General features: G+C 37.4%; 15 protein-coding genes, 4 tRNA genes and 5 pseudogenes. 7 read left to right on the top strand and 17 right to left on the bottom strand.

The window, feature by feature from the left end; genetic code table 11:
- Positions 1-201: 201 nt before the first annotated feature.
- The 7 genes and pseudogenes from CDG55_RS06480 to CDG55_RS06450 all read right to left on the bottom strand — a co-directional run.
- A pseudogene (locus tag CDG55_RS06480) lies at positions 202-655 on the bottom strand (transposase); the annotation flags it as partial.
- 714 nt (positions 656-1,369) lie between these two features.
- Positions 1,370-1,443: transfer RNA gene (locus CDG55_RS06475), tRNA-Trp, on the bottom strand.
- 62 nt (positions 1,444-1,505) lie between these two features.
- Positions 1,506-1,590 (bottom strand) — tRNA-Leu (locus CDG55_RS06470).
- 150 nt (positions 1,591-1,740) lie between these two features.
- Positions 1,741-1,814: transfer RNA gene (locus CDG55_RS06465), tRNA-Trp, on the bottom strand.
- 68 nt (positions 1,815-1,882) lie between these two features.
- Positions 1,883-1,967 (bottom strand) — tRNA-Leu (locus CDG55_RS06460).
- 106 nt (positions 1,968-2,073) lie between these two features.
- On the bottom strand, positions 2,074-2,895 hold the full coding sequence (locus CDG55_RS06455) for a protein kinase domain-containing protein (protein ID WP_087537146.1): 822 nt from the start codon (positions 2,893-2,895) through the stop codon (positions 2,074-2,076).
- Positions 2,870-4,378 carry a DUF3336 domain-containing protein gene (locus CDG55_RS06450; protein WP_087537145.1) on the bottom strand — a complete coding sequence of 503 codons (1,509 nt, stop codon included), beginning with the start codon at positions 4,376-4,378 and terminating at the stop codon, positions 2,870-2,872. Before CDG55_RS06450 ends, CDG55_RS06455 begins: the two co-directional genes overlap by 26 nt.
- Positions 4,379-4,556: 178 nt before the next feature.
- Between CDG55_RS06450 and CDG55_RS06445 the strand changes: the two genes are divergently transcribed.
- Positions 4,557-5,441: an ATP-binding protein gene (locus tag CDG55_RS06445; protein WP_087537144.1), complete on the top strand. Its 885-nt coding sequence runs from the start codon at positions 4,557-4,559 to the stop codon at positions 5,439-5,441.
- 114 nt (positions 5,442-5,555) lie between these two features.
- Positions 5,556-5,777 (top strand): annotated as a pseudogene (locus tag CDG55_RS06440) (DUF6670 family protein); the annotation flags it as partial.
- A gap of 75 nt (positions 5,778-5,852) precedes the next feature.
- Here CDG55_RS06440 and CDG55_RS06435 read toward each other — a convergent pair.
- Both CDG55_RS06435 and tsaD read right to left on the bottom strand, forming a co-directional pair.
- The gene (locus CDG55_RS06435) at positions 5,853-6,356 is read right to left on the bottom strand and encodes a hypothetical protein (RefSeq protein ID WP_004662957.1); all 504 of its coding nucleotides are present in this window, start codon (positions 6,354-6,356) and stop codon (positions 5,853-5,855) included.
- Positions 6,357-6,554: 198 nt separating this feature from the next.
- On the bottom strand, positions 6,555-7,562 hold the full coding sequence (gene tsaD / locus CDG55_RS06430) for a tRNA (adenosine(37)-N6)-threonylcarbamoyltransferase complex transferase subunit TsaD (RefSeq protein WP_087537143.1): 1,008 nt from the start codon (positions 7,560-7,562) through the stop codon (positions 6,555-6,557).
- Between the two features lie 145 nt (positions 7,563-7,707).
- On the opposite strand from tsaD, the gene rpsU reads away from it, so the two are divergent.
- Positions 7,708-7,923, top strand: a complete 216-nt coding sequence (rpsU, locus tag CDG55_RS06425) for a 30S ribosomal protein S21 (RefSeq protein WP_004652785.1) — start codon at positions 7,708-7,710, stop codon at positions 7,921-7,923.
- A gap of 29 nt (positions 7,924-7,952) precedes the next feature.
- Complete coding sequence (locus tag CDG55_RS06420; protein ID WP_004808327.1) at positions 7,953-8,399, top strand: GatB/YqeY domain-containing protein; 447 nt, start codon at positions 7,953-7,955, stop codon at positions 8,397-8,399.
- A gap of 81 nt (positions 8,400-8,480) precedes the next feature.
- On the opposite strand, the gene CDG55_RS06415 is transcribed toward CDG55_RS06420, so the two are convergent.
- The 8 genes and pseudogenes from CDG55_RS06415 to CDG55_RS06380 form a co-directional block, all read right to left on the bottom strand.
- Positions 8,481-8,840: a hypothetical protein gene (locus CDG55_RS06415; RefSeq protein ID WP_087537142.1), complete on the bottom strand. Its 360-nt coding sequence runs from the start codon at positions 8,838-8,840 to the stop codon at positions 8,481-8,483.
- Between the two features lie 40 nt (positions 8,841-8,880).
- Positions 8,881-9,246, bottom strand: coding sequence for a GFA family protein (locus tag CDG55_RS06410; RefSeq protein ID WP_004662964.1), 366 nt, complete (start codon positions 9,244-9,246; stop codon positions 8,881-8,883).
- Between the two features lie 28 nt (positions 9,247-9,274).
- The gene (locus tag CDG55_RS06405) at positions 9,275-10,717 is read right to left on the bottom strand and encodes a M48 family metalloprotease (protein WP_087537141.1); all 1,443 of its coding nucleotides are present in this window, start codon (positions 10,715-10,717) and stop codon (positions 9,275-9,277) included.
- Positions 10,718-10,841: 124 nt separating this feature from the next.
- Complete coding sequence (locus tag CDG55_RS06400) at positions 10,842-11,429, bottom strand: 1-acyl-sn-glycerol-3-phosphate acyltransferase (protein WP_087537140.1); 588 nt, start codon at positions 11,427-11,429, stop codon at positions 10,842-10,844.
- A 111-nt stretch (positions 11,430-11,540) separates the two neighbouring features.
- On the bottom strand, positions 11,541-12,506 hold the full coding sequence (locus tag CDG55_RS06395; protein WP_087537139.1) for a 2-hydroxyacid dehydrogenase: 966 nt from the start codon (positions 12,504-12,506) through the stop codon (positions 11,541-11,543).
- Positions 12,507-12,523: 17 nt separating this feature from the next.
- On the bottom strand, positions 12,524-13,171 hold the full coding sequence (locus tag CDG55_RS06390) for a hypothetical protein (protein WP_087537138.1): 648 nt from the start codon (positions 13,169-13,171) through the stop codon (positions 12,524-12,526).
- A 147-nt stretch (positions 13,172-13,318) separates the two neighbouring features.
- Positions 13,319-13,450 (bottom strand): annotated as a pseudogene (locus CDG55_RS15480) (IS30 family transposase); the annotation flags it as partial.
- Between the two features lie 84 nt (positions 13,451-13,534).
- On the bottom strand, positions 13,535-13,762 hold the full coding sequence (locus tag CDG55_RS06380; RefSeq protein WP_004662973.1) for a hypothetical protein: 228 nt from the start codon (positions 13,760-13,762) through the stop codon (positions 13,535-13,537).
- A 252-nt stretch (positions 13,763-14,014) separates the two neighbouring features.
- Here CDG55_RS06380 and CDG55_RS06375 point away from each other — a divergent pair.
- The 3 genes and pseudogenes from CDG55_RS06375 to CDG55_RS15475 all read left to right on the top strand — a co-directional run.
- Positions 14,015-14,269: pseudogene (locus CDG55_RS06375) on the top strand (IS5/IS1182 family transposase); the annotation flags it as partial.
- Between the two features lie 56 nt (positions 14,270-14,325).
- Positions 14,326-14,667 (top strand): hypothetical protein, encoded by a 342-nt coding sequence (locus tag CDG55_RS06370; RefSeq protein WP_228252572.1) that lies wholly within the window; start codon positions 14,326-14,328, stop codon positions 14,665-14,667.
- 125 nt (positions 14,668-14,792) lie between these two features.
- A pseudogene (locus CDG55_RS15475) lies at positions 14,793-15,310 on the top strand (transposase).
- Positions 15,311-15,542: the final 232 nt, after the last annotated feature.

The raw sequence follows: 15,542 nt of genomic DNA, 5'->3' as shown, positions 1-15,542 counted from the left end.
AGCATCAAAGTGCTTAGTTACCGTTCAGAGTTGTATGAGGGATAAGGGCAAATTGTAGGTTTTATCTCAGGTTCAAATTTAAGATTTTAGCAGCACTTCAAACTCTACAATTTGCGTATAGTGGTAGCTAATCATTATATCAATCAAGATACAAGCAGCACTGCTGCGCAAGGGATATAGAGCATCTAAGGGGCGGTTTTACCATTCGATTACTTGCTCTTTGACCGCATCTGTAACTCTGGAAATGAGCATTGGTGATACATCTGCATCGTACCTTTCTTTGAATGTGGCAACGGTATTTCGTGTGGTCATTCCTTTGGCATATAGCGATAAAATTTGACTGTCCATTTGCGTGATACGAGTCTGGTTTTTCTTAATCAACTGTGGCTCAAATGTACCATCACGATCTCTAGGGGTATCGAGATCGAACTCACCATCATCGGTTAATAAACCCTTTGTGGTATAGCCATTACGTGCATTTTTTGTTGGTGCGAGAACTATTTTTTTCATACCCTAAATGTTCAGTAAGCTCGGCATTAAGAACAGTCTCAACAGTGAGTTTTTTTAACGCTCGACTAAAATCATTGAGGTCAGCTTCAGTTTTTAGATTTTTGGCAAGCTCTTTTGCTAATGCCAACATTGCTTCATCTTTCATAATAAACACCTTAGTTAACCCCAACAGCGTCAGGGCTTAGTTTAAGCGTTTACACAGTTTTATTTACAGACTCGATAGCGTCCATTTATGCGGTTTTCCCAAAGGTCATTCATTACACTCTACCGAACGTACAGATTATATTGTGACGAATGCGACAACGACTCGTACACTTGATGAGATCAAAACAATCTGTGCAGTTGGCTGACGTATTGAGCAGGTGCATCGGGAGTTAAAACAAACGACAGGTATAGAACGTTGCCAGTGTCGCAAGGGTCAAAGTCAACGAAATCATATAGCCTGTTGTATATTGGTGTGGCATCGTTTGATCGCCTTAGCGAGAAAATGGAAAACGACGATTTATCAGTTAAAGCAAGGCTTTCTCAGTTCTTATATGCGAGAACAATTCAGAAAGCCTGAGATTGTGATGCTATTTTCTGGGCTATAGTACATTAATTTTTTACTTTTATGCGTAAGTCCTAAGCTGCTGCTACAGGGCAAAATTTACCACTCTTGGCAACTGTATTAGCAACACCATAATCGATCAATATATAAAATCACCAACTTAAGATTAGGAAACCTATGTGTTCCCTAGTCTTTTTATATAAGTCAAAACAGGCTATGTATGCTTTGAGCAAATATTTCTATACTTTTACTCAAACATCAAATTGAGAAAATAAAAAAGCCCTTGTAAATACAAGGGCTTTTTTATTTATTTGGCAGAGGATCAAGGACTCGAACCTTGACGAACGGTTTTGGAGACCGTCATGCTACCATTACACCAATCCTCTATAACTGCATGATTAATTCATTTCTGATCTAATCATAAAAGTAAGAAACTTACTTTTAAATTTGGTGGGGGCGAAGAGACTCGAACTCTTACACCTTGCGGCGCTGGAACCTAAATCCAGTGCGTCTACCAATTTCGCCACGCCCCCGATGGATGTGTATATTAGTGATAAACTTTCTTGCTGACAAGCCTTTTTTATAAAAAAACTATACATCTGAAAGCTAATGCTTTTTTCGTATACAAATGAAAAAACTCTTGAAATAAAAAAAGAAACTTATTTAAAGTTCCTTTTGATATTTGGCAGAGGATCAAGGACTCGAACCTTGACGAACGGTTTTGGAGACCGTCATGCTACCATTACACCAATCCTCTATAACCCTATGATCAATTCATTTCTGATTTAATCATAAAAAAAGCAAGAAAATCTTGCTTTTTAAATTTGGTGGGGGCGAAGAGACTCGAACTCTTACACCTTGCGGCGCTGGAACCTAAATCCAGTGCGTCTACCAATTTCGCCACGCCCCCGATGGGTATGCATATTAGTGAGAAACACTCGTTATGACAAGTCTTTCTGACAAAAAACTCTACCAAATGCACATATAATATTCAAATCAAACATTTATGTTTATTTTTACAGCAAATCAATTGCATTCAAACAATTTTTTGCCTCTATTGCTGAGCTAAATCGCTGTTTTAGATGTTTCTGCAATAAGCCTGTTAATAAAGGCAAAAAACACCGCAATTCATCAGGTAATTTAATTTCTAATTTCTGGCAATGTAGGATGGCCCATTCATGGTAGTTTTTTGCAGTTAATTTGCTTTGGGATAACCACTCATAAACAATGATGCCAAAAGCATATAAATCAGTTTGTACGGTTTTTGGCTTCCCATGAAAAAGCTCAGGTGCCATATAATGAGGAGTTGCGGTTAAATTTTGGATTGGTTGTAATTGATAACTTTGTTCAAAATCAATGAGCCTGCATGAGTTTTCATATAATCGAAAATGCTCTGCTTTTAAATCGCCATGAATCCAACCTAATTGATGCATACTTTCAATGGCTTGCAGCGCAGTTAAAATTTTATGGCAGATAACTTGGATGCTATCTGTTACCTGAATAGGGCTAAAAAATACATTTGTAGCAACACTAAGCAACCCTCCCCCACACTGAGGAAGATCATCGTCATTTTTAATATGAGAAAGTGGTATAATTTGATGGGGCAATAAAAAATTCTGTATAACTTGAGAGTTTTGTTGATAGAAATTTAGTTCTCGCTCAAACGCTTGCTCTAAAACCTCATGGCTATTGATTAAATGAAATTTAAGCCAATATTGTTGTTGCTTAATTTGGCAACGATATAAACGCCGCCCAAAAGCATAGCTTTCAGGTTTAGTACTTAAATTCAAATTATCCAGTTGAATATTTGAATCAAAGATCAACGTAGTAAAACTCATTCTGTTGCTTTTCTTGCTGCTTACGCAGTGATGTTAAACAATGCTCAATCGTTTTTCCAATCCGTGCATGAATTTCAATAGATGAAATCTTCGGCCATGTCGCTCGCTCTCCCTCTTGCTGCAAAACCTTAAAGAGTTTCGGACGTGGATTTTTAAGCATATAGCTATAATGTCTTAAACCATAGTGCGCAATAATATTTACATCGCCGTAATAACGCTGCCCTAAAATGCCATATCCATGATCTAAAACACGGCGAATCGGGAAAAAACTGCCCATATAATTACGTGTTAAATCCATAACTTCCAGAGCAAGCGATTTGCCTTGATGCCGAATAATTCGTTTAGGCCAGTTTAGAACATCGCGACGAAACCGTTCAGTATCACTTTGCATAAATGGCACGATATGCGGATTTACTTGGCTGGCAATGGTGTAATTTATATTATACAAACGAGCCATTTTTTCTTGTGGAAAATCACTACGCATACTCCCATCCACCCACTTGGTATTGGCCAAATAAGGTGTATGCTGACCATCGTAACGTTTACTGGTTAAGTGCACAGGCGGAAATAATACAGGTACAGCACAAGATGCTAAAATAGCACTCCACACCAAAACATTCGGCGCGGTGAGTGCATTCATAATCCGTGGGTTCTGTGCTGTGTTATACGGGGCAATTACAATATTAATATGTCGCTTTGACTGTTGATAGGCTTCTGCAAATGTCACATCACCCAAATTTTGCATCAGGAATTTTTTCAAATACATGACATCAGCAATACCACCATGACCTCGAATTAGCTCTGAAATTTTCCTGAATTGAAAAGCATCACTAAAAAAATGTTCGCCTTCGAGCAGTTCTGGAATTTTATCAGCCGAGGATACCCCCAACATGCCCGTCATGATCGCCCCTGCACTTGAACCAGACAGGACTCGAGGCATTAAATCTTGTTCGAGCAAAGCCTTACATACACCTGTATGAAATAAACCCAGTGTTGCACCCCCAGAAAACATAAGGGCAGGTTGTCCATAGGCTCTTTGACATTCTTTAAAAAATTGAATTTTTTTTTTGAGTTGAAAAGTAATACATTCACTAGAAGCTAAATAGCGAAGACATTCACTCATTTCTTCAACATAGTTTTCGATAATTCTTTTCGTACCAATATAGGTTTGTGCAAATAACATTGGATGACCAATATTGGCGAAGTCATAAGATAAGCCTTCACGGAGAACATAAATTAAATCTAAAGTTCGATGTTGCATTCGATATTTTTTTAATAAGTTGTATCGTTTAGACAAAATTTCTGCATCAAAGTAAGGCGATTGATTGTCATATTTCCATGCTTCATGCCCCGCTTCTTCGTCCAATTTTAGTGCAATTTCTTTCCATTCCGCATAAGAACTTGCATGTTGCAAGCTCTCTTTTAACATATCAATTCTATGCAATTGATATGTATTTCTTTTTTCTTGAGCTCTATTGAACATTAGCATTCCTATTTTTTCATTATATTCTTATCATCTCGCACTTATACAATGCAAAAAGCAGCACCAACAATCAAGGGTAAAATTGACCATTTGCAATATTTTTAATGATATTTTCTTCATTTCAGCTATAGCAATGATAGTATCCCTAATCATTAATCACTGAGTTTGGTTTGTGTTTATGGCTATTCTTGATTTACCCGAATCTATTCTTCAATCTTTATCTAGTGTTTTGACACAGTTACAACAAGTTCTCCCTGCACCTAAACAGCCAACAGATTTTTCTGCGATTGCTTTTCGATGGGAAAATCAACAACTAGTTGCAATTCAGCAACCTAAAAAATTGTATTTAGAAGATCTAAAAGGAATTGAACGCCAGAAAGCCAAGATTATTCAAAATACTTTACAGTTTCTCAATGGCTTACCTGCCAATGATGTTTTACTCACAGGTTCACGTGGTACAGGGAAATCATCGATTGTTCGCGCCTTGCTTACAGAGTATTCAGCACAAGGTTTGCGTTTAATTGAAATTGAACGAGATGATCTTTCTGATTTACCTAAAATCCAAAAATTAATAGAACATCGCCCTGAAAAATTTATTGTTTATTGTGACGATCTTGCGTTTAACGCAGAAGATGAAAATTATCGTAGTTTAAAAAGTGTCTTGGATGGTTCACTTCAATCGGGTTCAAGTAATTTTATTATTTATGCAACCAGTAACCGCCGTCATTTACTACCTGAATTTATGCATGAAAATACGCCTGTGCGTAAAGTGGATGTTCCTCAATATACCGAGTTACATCCACAGGAAGCGATTGAGGAAAAAATTTCACTGTCTGATCGTTTTGGCATGTGGCTTTCCTTCTATCCAATGGATCAACAACTGTATTTAGAAATTGTCGAGCATTATATTGTTCAAGCAAATTTGGAATATAACGACATTGTTCGTGCTGAAAGTTTGAAATGGTGCCAAGCTCGTGGGCAGCGTTCAGGGCGTGCAGCTTACCAGTTCTCTAAACACTGGATTGGCTCGCAAAACCTTGAAAAATTGTCTAACAATGCTTAGGGAGATTGCCCTAAAAAGCTTTGGCTTTGTCCTTATTTCCGCTTAGCAAAGGCAATTGTTTTTCATAATCTAGCTTTTCAGTATGGAAAGAACGTAGGAAACAAGATGAAGTAAAAAATGCGTTTACCGCAATTGTTTTCATGGTCTGTGAAGGATAATGCTAATCAGAAACTGCTAGAAATTATCGCTGAAGTCGACAGCCGATACCGCTATGGTCATGGAATCGGTTATGCAAGTGCATACAATTTCACGGGTGAATATCAAAACCAAAAAGTTCAAGGTCGTGGTTATCTTGAATATATTGATGTCGAAAATCAAAATGCGTTTAAAGATTAAAAGTCTTGAAATTGTATTAGTTCAGAATTGATGCAGAAAATAAATTTTCTCTGCATCAAACATACAGCTTAAATATTAATACTCTTTTGCTAACTTCTCTAAGGTTGTGAGCATTTTTCTCACCACACTTCTTTTATGATGCAGCATATTCTTAATATTGCTTGGATTAAAACCTGTCAATTTTGCAATACCACGACTGGTCATGTATTCACCCGTTTTCGCAAAGTGCTTTTCACTTAACTCGGTTTTCGCATTTGAGAATCGAACCGCCAGCTTATAATCACTAAACTCAGACCATGCGCCGGTCTTATATTCGTCCGCATCAAAGCTACCCTTCTGCTGAGTAGGTTTTTCACGCAGAATATTACTCAAGCGGTTAATAACAATCTTTTCTTCACTTTGCTCAATTATTTGATAAAGTTCAGTTTCTTCAAAAGGACGTCCTAAAGCGATGTCTTTTCTATATTGTTCAACGACCTTTTCTTTTGACTCGACCTTTTTCTCACCTTGTTGAGTGAGACAGAGAATCTTAAATAAAGACTCTAATCGGCCACATGTAAAAATATAAGAAATTTTCAACTTTTGTACTCCACAATGAGTTTTAGCTCATCAAAAAATAATTTATCCAATACTTCAAATACAATAGCGTAGGCAGTACGTGTTCGCTACGCATAAAATGAATGATTCAATTTTTTAAATAGAAGAATAGTCGGGTAAATATAAGAACCACCTAGATTTACCCACTGCCTAACAAGCAATAGAAAGATGAATTGTATTTTAGGTCGGTTGTAACTCAGTCATTGGCCATCTTGGTGTCGTCGTCACAGCCAAACCATCATGTTGCCCAGCTTTTAAACGTTGGTATCCAGCAAAGGCAATCATGGCACCATTATCAGTACACAATGCAGGCTCGGCATAATAGACTTGAGCTTTGATTTTTTTAAGTGATGTTTCCAATTGCTCACGTAATCTTAGATTGGCGCTCACACCACCTGCAATCACCAAACGTTTTAAACCTGTTTGCTTTAAAGCTTTCACCGATTTTTTAGCGAGTGTATCGACAATTGCTTCCTGAAAAGAGGCAGCAATATCAGCATCACGATTCTCTTCACCGAGCTTTTTCAATTGTACAGAAACTGCGGTTTTAAGACCGCTAAAAGAAAAATCTAAACCTTGATGTAATATTGGCCGTGGGAATTCAAATGCCTTGGCATCACCCTGTAACGCCAATTTCGCAATATTTGGCCCACCTGGATAAGGCAGTTTCATCATTTTTGCGACTTTATCGAAAGCTTCACCTGCTGCATCATCAATTGACTCGCCGAGCAATTCGTATTGACCGATGCCATAGGCTGCCATGAGTTGAGTGTGTCCACCCGAAACCAATAAAGCCACAAATGGAAATTCCGGTGGCGTTTCCGAAAGCAATGGCGCAAGCATATGGCCTTCCATATGATGCACACCGATCGCAGGTTTATTAAATGCAAACGCCAAACTGCGACCAAATAAAGCCCCAGTCATCAGTGCACCCATCAATCCTGGACCACGGGTATAGGCAACAGCATCAATCTCTTGCTTTTTAACACCACTCTGCTCAAGCAATTGATTAATTAAAGGAATCATCTTACGAACATGATCACGTGAAGCCAATTCAGGAACGACACCGCCATATTCTGCATGCAGTTTGATTTGGCTATACAAAACCTGTCCACGTAAGCCGAGCTCGCTATCATAGAGTGCTAACCCAGTTTCATCACACGAAGTTTCTAAGCCCAAAACAATCATTAAACTGCCTTTACAACGATCAAAAATAATATCAGAGCTATTATAGACTTGTGATCTGAGTTGTAAATGAGTAAAATACTGACCTTCACTTGCGATCTAGTGCAATCGTGCATTAGATCTTATCCATAATCTTAGAGGATTTTACATGCCACAAGTTAAGTTGAAAGAAGGCGAACCAGTAGACGTAGCTATCCGTCGTTTCAAGCGTTCATGCGAAAAAGCGGGTGTTTTAGCTGACGTTCGTAAGCGCGAATTCTATGAGAAACCAACTCAAGAGCGTAAGCGTAAAAAAGCTGCTGCAGTTAAGCGTTATCAAAAGAAATTGACTCGCGAATCTGTACGTACTACTCGCCTTTACTAATTAATTTGTGATTGACTGCTGAAGAGACTATGAATACTTTAAAAAACCAAATTACTGACGTATTAAAAAACTCAATGCGTGCCAAAGATATGGCAACAGTAACGGTTATTCGTGGTGTACAAGCAGCAATTAAGCAAATCGAAGTCGATGAGCGCATAGAGCTTGACGATGCTCAGGTTCTTGCGGTCATTGAAAAGCAAATTAAACAACGTAAAGAATCGATCAAGGCCTTTTCTGGCGCTGGTCGAGATGATTTAGCTAGTAAGGAACAAGCCGAAGTTGAGGTTATTTCTCAATTTCTACCAGCCGCTATGACTGAGGAAGAACTTGATTCCATCATTGAGCAAACGATTGCTGCTCAAGAAGCTACTAGCATGAAAGATATGGGTAAGGTGATGAATTCTCTACGTCCGATCATAGCCGGACGTGCCGATCCTGCACAAGTTTCTGCTAAAATTAAAGCAAAATTAAGCTAATCTGCTTAATTTCCTCTATTTTATACAAATTACTCTCTTTAAAAATTGGATTCATTAAATAATGAACCCAACAGATTATTTTTACTTAAAATCACACTGAACATTATATTTCACTAGCATTTGCATCTCTTTTGACTCAGTGACTTGTTTGATTACATCCTGTTTAGTCATATTTGCGTATTGTGGCGGCAAGGATGAGCGATTTTTTTCAATTGCATCTGACATATCCTGAATATAACGCTGATTAATACCACAATACTGAGCTTGCTGCTCAGGTGTGAACTGTGAAATCTGTGGATTAAGGCTACGTAAAAAACCACGAATATCCTGTGCATAGACACTACGAATTTTCTCAACCGAATTCACATATTGCTCGACTGATGCTGCTGAGCTAATCCCCACACTGCTTATCGCAAAAATAAAAACTAAAATTTTCTTCATAAATGTTCTAACTTCTCAGCGATTTTTTACGCAGATCATCTTATCTTAATTCAATAAAGTTTGGTTTGTGCTCAGTAAAAAATTCTTCTTTTGGTGCAGGAAGATTCCCATCGGTCACTGTTCCTAGACGTAAACGAATCACATTAGGTAAATCTGTACGATATGAGTAAAGTGGGCTTGCACAATTTTGACAAAATACGCGTGCTTTATTCGGTGTGTGGAAATATTCTTTGAGCTGATCATGTCCTGACAGAATTTTAAATTGTGTTTCGTCAAGTGGGCTATTCCAACCAGCTATCGAACCTTGCGCCTGCTGACAATGACTACAATAGCATAAAATACTGTTTTCAATTTCACCATAATATTGATACTGCACAGCACCACACAAACATTGTCCTTTGATCATTTTTATTTCTCTTAATTCTTGATAAAGATTAAATTTTCATACGGCGATCATCTTGCATTTGTTTTAAGCGAGAGTCAATTTTTGCTGACATGGCTAAATTTCCTTTGGCTAAACGCTGAGCGTGCAACATCGATTTAATCGCATTTTCTTCATATCCTGACCAATACTCAGCTTCGGCACGGTAACAAAGCACATTAATTGCTTGTAGTGGCGAACTTTTATCTAAGTTTGTTGCCTGCTGCAACAGTTGCCAACCTTCAATATCTCTCTGGTTTTTATGAATAAACCGTTGAACCAATGTTTGAGCTTGACCAGCCTGCCCTTGCCGAATTAAAACTTCTGCAAGTTTATAAGATAGTGCCCTATTTTCAGGCATCGTTTTTTGAATGAAATTTATACTACTATAAGCCTGATCAAATTTATTTTGCCCTAAGTAAATATCTGTTTGAATCAGTGGGACCAATACATGATATTTAAGCTTTGCTTTTACCAAATCTAGATTTGCTTGTGCCTGAGTATAATCACCACGTTCTAAATAAAACTTACTTAGCGCTAATTGTGCAGCTGTATTTTTTTGATTTGCAAAAGCTTGTAATTGAGTTTCTGTCGCTTGGTTTGAAATTACGAGCGTATATAACTTTAAAATCTCAAAATCAAGATCATATATTTTTGATTTTACTTTTGGGAGTTGGTTTGCTCGTAATCGGGCTTCACTCATACGCTCTGTCGTTAGTGGATGAGTGAGCCAAAAATCAGGTAAGAAACTCACACGACTTGTTTCACGATGCATGGTTTCGAAATAATCTGCCATGCTTTGTGGATTGTATCCAGCAGAATACATAAACTGCATACCAATACGGTCTGCTTCACGCTCTTGATTACGACTATAACTGAGTTGCTTGTCCATCAACGCCGCTTGAGTGCCTAACATCACCGCTGAACCAACATCACCATCTGCTTTAGATGCGATTGCAGCACCGACAAGAATACCTGCAAGAGCAAGTAACCCCTGTCCTTTAAATGCTTCTTGTGAACGACTGTAATGTCGCTGTGCAACGTGGGCGATCTCGTGTGCCATGACCCCTGCTATTTCATCCAAATTTTTTGCAGATGTAATTAAGCCTGTATTTAATGCAAACAAACCACCAGGCACTGCAAATGCGTTAATTTGTGGATCTTTTATAACCACTAAACCAATCGGTTGACCAAGCTGAGTCTGACTAAGAATACCTGAAAAAACCTGTAGAAATTGATCTTCTAACCACGCATCTTGTACCGTTGGCATCTGTCGATGAACTTCACGATAAACTTTTTCACCAATCAGTTTTTCTTTCTGTTGATCAAGCAAACCTACACCACTGCCAATTTCAGGTACTTCTGTTTGTTCAATTGCCTGTGTAGGCAAAAAGATCTGAGTATGACTCAATTGAGTAGTGGCCAATAAACCACATGCAAGCAGCAGCGATCTCAAGTCGTTTCTCTATGATTCTAATAAAGAAATTTAATATAACATTAGAAAATGAAGATATTTGCAACGAAGTGTTATAAAAGGCAGGAAAATCCTGCCTTAGTTTATATTTTTGAAATCAACACTATTATTTCGTGTTTATATAACGTTGATCGACACTAAATTTCTCTGGAAACTTTGCATTAATGTCTGCATAAAAAGACATAATTTCAACCATATCTTTTTCATAATCTCCCGTAGGATAAACAATTTTTCCTACACCTGTTTTTTTCTTAGCATAATCCATATACGCCAATGCAATCGGTACGCCTGCGGTGGTTGCAACATGATAAAAACCAGTTTTCCACTGTTCTTGTTTAGCACGCGTCCCTTCTGGTGTCACTAACATCACTAACTTAGGATGTGTTTTGAACAAGTCACTCATGAGTTGAACCATACTCGGTCGCGCTTGTCCTTCTTGTTTCGCGCTACGATCAATCCCAATACCACCCATTGCACGCACAAATGGACCAAATGGAAACTTCATGTAACTATCTTTAATCGTAAGACGAACATTTACACCTAAAGCTTTTAATGCCAACCGTGCATATAAAGCATCCCAATTACTGGTATGTGGAGCTGCAATCATCACGCATTGATCAACATTCAAATCCCAATGATTATCCAGCTCCCAACCCATTAGATTTAAACTTTTTTCAGCCAATTTCTCAAACACAGACACCCCGAAGACAAAATTTCAAAAGTCGAAAGTGTACCAATATTAATCAATTTAAAAAGATAAACCCGCACAATAATGCAGCAATTGACTGATCAGCATTGTAAGCAATTATTCAAACTTTGGATTAACGAGATAACGAGGTGTTCTATCTTGTAGTGCGTCCACTAAATTTTGATAGGCAAGTTTCACCATTTTCTGACGCGTTTCAGTCGTTGCTGAGCCAATATGCGGCAAGGTTACTGCATTTGGCAGCTCAAATAATGCTGAATTTTGCAGAGGTTCTTTGGCATAGACATCTAATCCAGCAGCAAATATCTTATTTTGTTTTAATGCTTCGATTAAAGCGTCTTCATCTACTACAGAGCCACGCGCAATATTGACGAAGACAGCATGTTTTTGCATTAAGTCAAACTGTTCTGCGCCAATCAGTGCTTGGGATTCATGATTTAAATCGACAGCAACTACAATAAAATCAGACTGCTGCAATAACTGATCTAAGTCGCGATATTGAGCATTGAATGCTTGAGCCACCTCAATCTTTTCACGGCGGTTATGATACAAAATATTCATATTAAAACCATAAAATCCACGACGGGCAATGGCAGCACCAATATTCCCTAAGCCAATAATGCCTAGAGTTTTACCAAAAACATCCATACCAAATTGTTCAGTAGATACCGTGCGTTTCCACTGACCTTGTTTGGTCCATGCATCAAGGTATGGAACTTTGCGTGCAGCACTCAGCAACAAAGTAAAGGCAAGATCGGCCGTTGTTTCCGTCAAAACATGTGGTGTATTAGCAAGCCAAATTTTCTTTTGATTAAGATAGTTAACATCGTAATTATCATAACCAACAGACACTGTCGAAATGATTTTAAGTTTTTGGGCGGGTGCCAAATTACTTTCGTTTAACAGTCGTCCTGCGCCAATCATGGCATCAGCATCAACAACTTCTGTTCGAATCTGGTCATTGATATCACCAAGTTTAGGATTAAGTACCACGACCCGATAATCTTGCTCTAACTGCGCTAAAACATCTTGATCTATTTGGCTGAATACAACAACTTTCTTCATAATTCGATTTCCGATCTTTATTGCATCAGCTGCCACAACCGTCTTTTTAATAAAGGTTGGGCTAACATTTCTTCTAAACTAGCTAAATATAAGATATTAGAATGCTGAATAAAGTCCAATTGACCTAAGCACAATATCTTTTTTTGTGTTGCGGTTGCATCCAGAAAACCTTGAATATACGAGGAGAGTCCTCGACTTTCCTGAAAAGCAGCCAAAGGAAATGGCCATTTTAATTCAGCATACTGTCCTAATCTTGCCTTTTGAATATTTTGCCAGAGTTGGCTTTGAGCATCGCTGAGCTGACTGGTTTCTAATAAAATGGCGCAGTTTTCCAACACATACATTTGCAATTCAAATGACCGAACCTGAGCAGTAATAACAATCTGTTCTTTTTCATCAAGCGCTGCTTTAACAATAGGTTCTGTAACAACTTTCGTTTGCTGCGATACTTCAATTTCGGCGATCGGTGGCGTATGTGCAGATGTTCCTGGAATATCTTCTAAAATCGGTGCAACTTCAAATGTACGTTCTGTAGACTCAGAAACGTCATCAATTAATTGATCTCGCCATAGACTTGGTGCAGTGTTTTTTTGACATACAACTTCCCGAGGAATCCAAACATCTATTCCCAAAGCTGCTAGCCTGTTTCTCTGCTGCCCAATCATCTTACCTACTCATTTTGGTTATTCACGGTAATTTGCGATACCGCAAGTTGAGTAGTCTAACATAAACCGATCTCGTCAAAATGGCTTCCTTTTGTTCAATCAAATCAATACAAATTCAATTCATTATTTAAAAGATACGCGGCGAATTCAAATATGAGGTGCGACAGTTTCAAAATCTTTATGACAATCAAGAAGTTGAGCAAAATTCTTTAATGATGCAAGCCAATCTAACGCTTTTCTAGGACGAGTATTCAGTGACATGGCAACTTGATTTAAATCACTTTTGTTGCTCTCAAATAAAGCCCACTTATTTGAATCTCATAAGTGGGCCTTTTTTATCGTATTGAAAATAGAAGATTGAGGTCAGATAAATCTTTTATCATTCACAGGTGCAACTAACTTATAAATCTTTCCATCTATATCACTTTCAAAAAGTAAATCGATATTTGGAAAAATGATATTCCCTTCTACCTCAATATGCTCAACTCGTTTAAAAAAAGGAATATCTTGGTCTTCTAAATCATTGAGCTGTGCCACAACAATCGATTCATTTTCTTCTTGATCTTTAATAATTACCGTAATCTTATCCATAATACTTCTTCCCAAAATATTGTTGATAGGACTATGGAAAATTTTCTATCGATTGTCGACTAATAGCTTGTAACAAGACTTATAACTATTATATTTTTATTTTTTAGACGACTAAGTGGTTGAAATTAAGCACTGCTTAGAAATTTCTTTAATATTAAACTAACCATACAGTTACAATATTATTTAAAAATATTTCAGAAAATTTTACATTAAATCTCTTATGAAAGTAAAAACTGCCTCAATATAGATTTTATGATATATCAAAAATTAAACCGTTTTTCAGATTCTGAATTCAAACGTTTGGTTGGCGTAACTCGACCAGTTTTTGGTGAAATGGTAAAGGTTTTATAAGAACTAGAATTACTCAAAAAGAAATCAGGGCATCCTCATACTTTAGCTATAGAGGATCAATTATTAATACTCAATTACTTGCGTAATTACAACACTCAATTGGAATTGGCGGAAAATTACCATATCGCTGAAAGTAATGTGAATCGAACCATTAAAAATGGTTGAAGATACATTAAGTTGATTAATCAAACTAACCATCCGAAAAGGTATGTTTGATTAGCTGCTGCTCAACTATACCAAGTATCGTTTCAATCCCTCTCTACCCAGTTGAACAAAAACAACTTATTGATCTCACCAAACACGCTGCACATTGGCGAGAAAGACAACGCGCACAAACCATATTGTGGCTATTCGAAGGTAAAACTGTAGCAGAAATAGCTAAACTTCAAAGTCGAATACCTGAAACTATACGGTTACAACGTCGCCATTGGCAACTCTACCAATTTGAATCTATTCAAGAAGGTCATCGTTCAGGTAGGCCAAATGTTCTTACAAATGAACATGAACAACAGATTATAGAGTGGGTCAATGCCAACCCACTTAATGCAGAGTAGATCCGTGTTAAATTACATGAACAATTTGGTATATCAGTCAATGCCAACAGTATACGTAAATTTTTAAGACAATCAGGTATGGTATTTAAACGTACTCGCCATAGCTTGAAAAAAAAAGAAAGCAGATGGCATTTGGACAAGCCCAACAGGAGATTGAATTATTACGAGAGCAGGCTTCACGTGGTGAAATCGTATTGGGTTATGTTGATGAAACAGGTTTTTCAGCCAGTCCCGACAATCGTTATGCGTGGACGAAACAAGGTGAAACTCATCAAGTTGATGCAGTGAGATCAAAAAGAGTTAATGTGATGGGTTGTCTACTGTCGACAGGTCAATTGATAACGAGTTGTTTGCATGAGTCAGTCACGAGTAATTGGTTTTACGCTTATTTGACAGGTGTTGCATAGCGAGTTAAACAAGCTTTTGGTGTTCTATTAGTGCTGATTGTTGATAATGCCTCTATCCATCGAAGTCGACAGATGTCGAGTTGGCGTGATTTACTTGAGCAAGAATATTCAACGAGCTTATATTTTATACCAGCATATAGCCCTGAATTAAATCGCATTGAGATGTGGTATGTTGACAGATGAAGTATCATTGGCGTGATTTCAAAGTAATGATGGCTAATCAAATACAAAATTAGGTGTATCAGATATCAAAATATTTTGGGAATAAATACATGTTTACTTTTTAGATGTTACTTATTTAATCTTATCTACTACAGCACAAAAAATTTTTTAAATTAAAACTTGCTCACAGAAACTTCACTATCGAACCAGTATAAGTATTAAGAGTCTTATACTGATCTAAATTCATATCAGAAAATTATAAGACGAATAAAAATTAATCAAAAATATACCCAAGATCAGCATGGT

The sequence above is a fragment of the Acinetobacter sp. WCHA45 genome (assembly GCF_002165255.2).
Taxonomy (GTDB): domain Bacteria; phylum Pseudomonadota; class Gammaproteobacteria; order Pseudomonadales; family Moraxellaceae; genus Acinetobacter.
Note: the sequence above shows the minus strand (reverse complement) of the source record. Positions and strands in the feature narration are given on the sequence as shown.

What these genes read in the sequence shown, in the direction of transcription:
- CDG55_RS06420 (WP_004808327.1), top strand. Translation starts at nt 7,953, where the DNA reads ATGAATACTTTAAAAAACCAAATTACTGACGTATTAAAAAACTCAATG.
- CDG55_RS06415 (WP_087537142.1), bottom strand. Translation starts at nt 8,840, where the DNA reads ATGAAGAAAATTTTAGTTTTTATTTTTGCGATAAGCAGTGTGGGGATT.
- CDG55_RS06395 (WP_087537139.1), bottom strand. Translation starts at nt 12,506, where the DNA reads ATGAAGAAAGTTGTTGTATTCAGCCAAATAGATCAAGATGTTTTAGCG.
- tsaD (WP_087537143.1), bottom strand. Translation starts at nt 7,562, where the DNA reads ATGATTGTTTTGGGCTTAGAAACTTCGTGTGATGAAACTGGGTTAGCA.
- CDG55_RS06380 (WP_004662973.1), bottom strand. Translation starts at nt 13,762, where the DNA reads ATGGATAAGATTACGGTAATTATTAAAGATCAAGAAGAAAATGAATCG.
- CDG55_RS06390 (WP_087537138.1), bottom strand. Translation starts at nt 13,171, where the DNA reads ATGATTGGGCAGCAGAGAAACAGGCTAGCAGCTTTGGGAATAGATGTT.
- CDG55_RS06410 (WP_004662964.1), bottom strand. Translation starts at nt 9,246, where the DNA reads ATGATCAAAGGACAATGTTTGTGTGGTGCTGTGCAGTATCAATATTAT.
- rpsU (WP_004652785.1), top strand. Translation starts at nt 7,708, where the DNA reads ATGCCACAAGTTAAGTTGAAAGAAGGCGAACCAGTAGACGTAGCTATC.
- CDG55_RS06450 (WP_087537145.1), bottom strand. Translation starts at nt 4,378, where the DNA reads ATGTTCAATAGAGCTCAAGAAAAAAGAAATACATATCAATTGCATAGA.
- CDG55_RS06445 (WP_087537144.1), top strand. Translation starts at nt 4,557, where the DNA reads ATGGCTATTCTTGATTTACCCGAATCTATTCTTCAATCTTTATCTAGT.
- CDG55_RS06455 (WP_087537146.1), bottom strand. Translation starts at nt 2,895, where the DNA reads ATGAGTTTTACTACGTTGATCTTTGATTCAAATATTCAACTGGATAAT.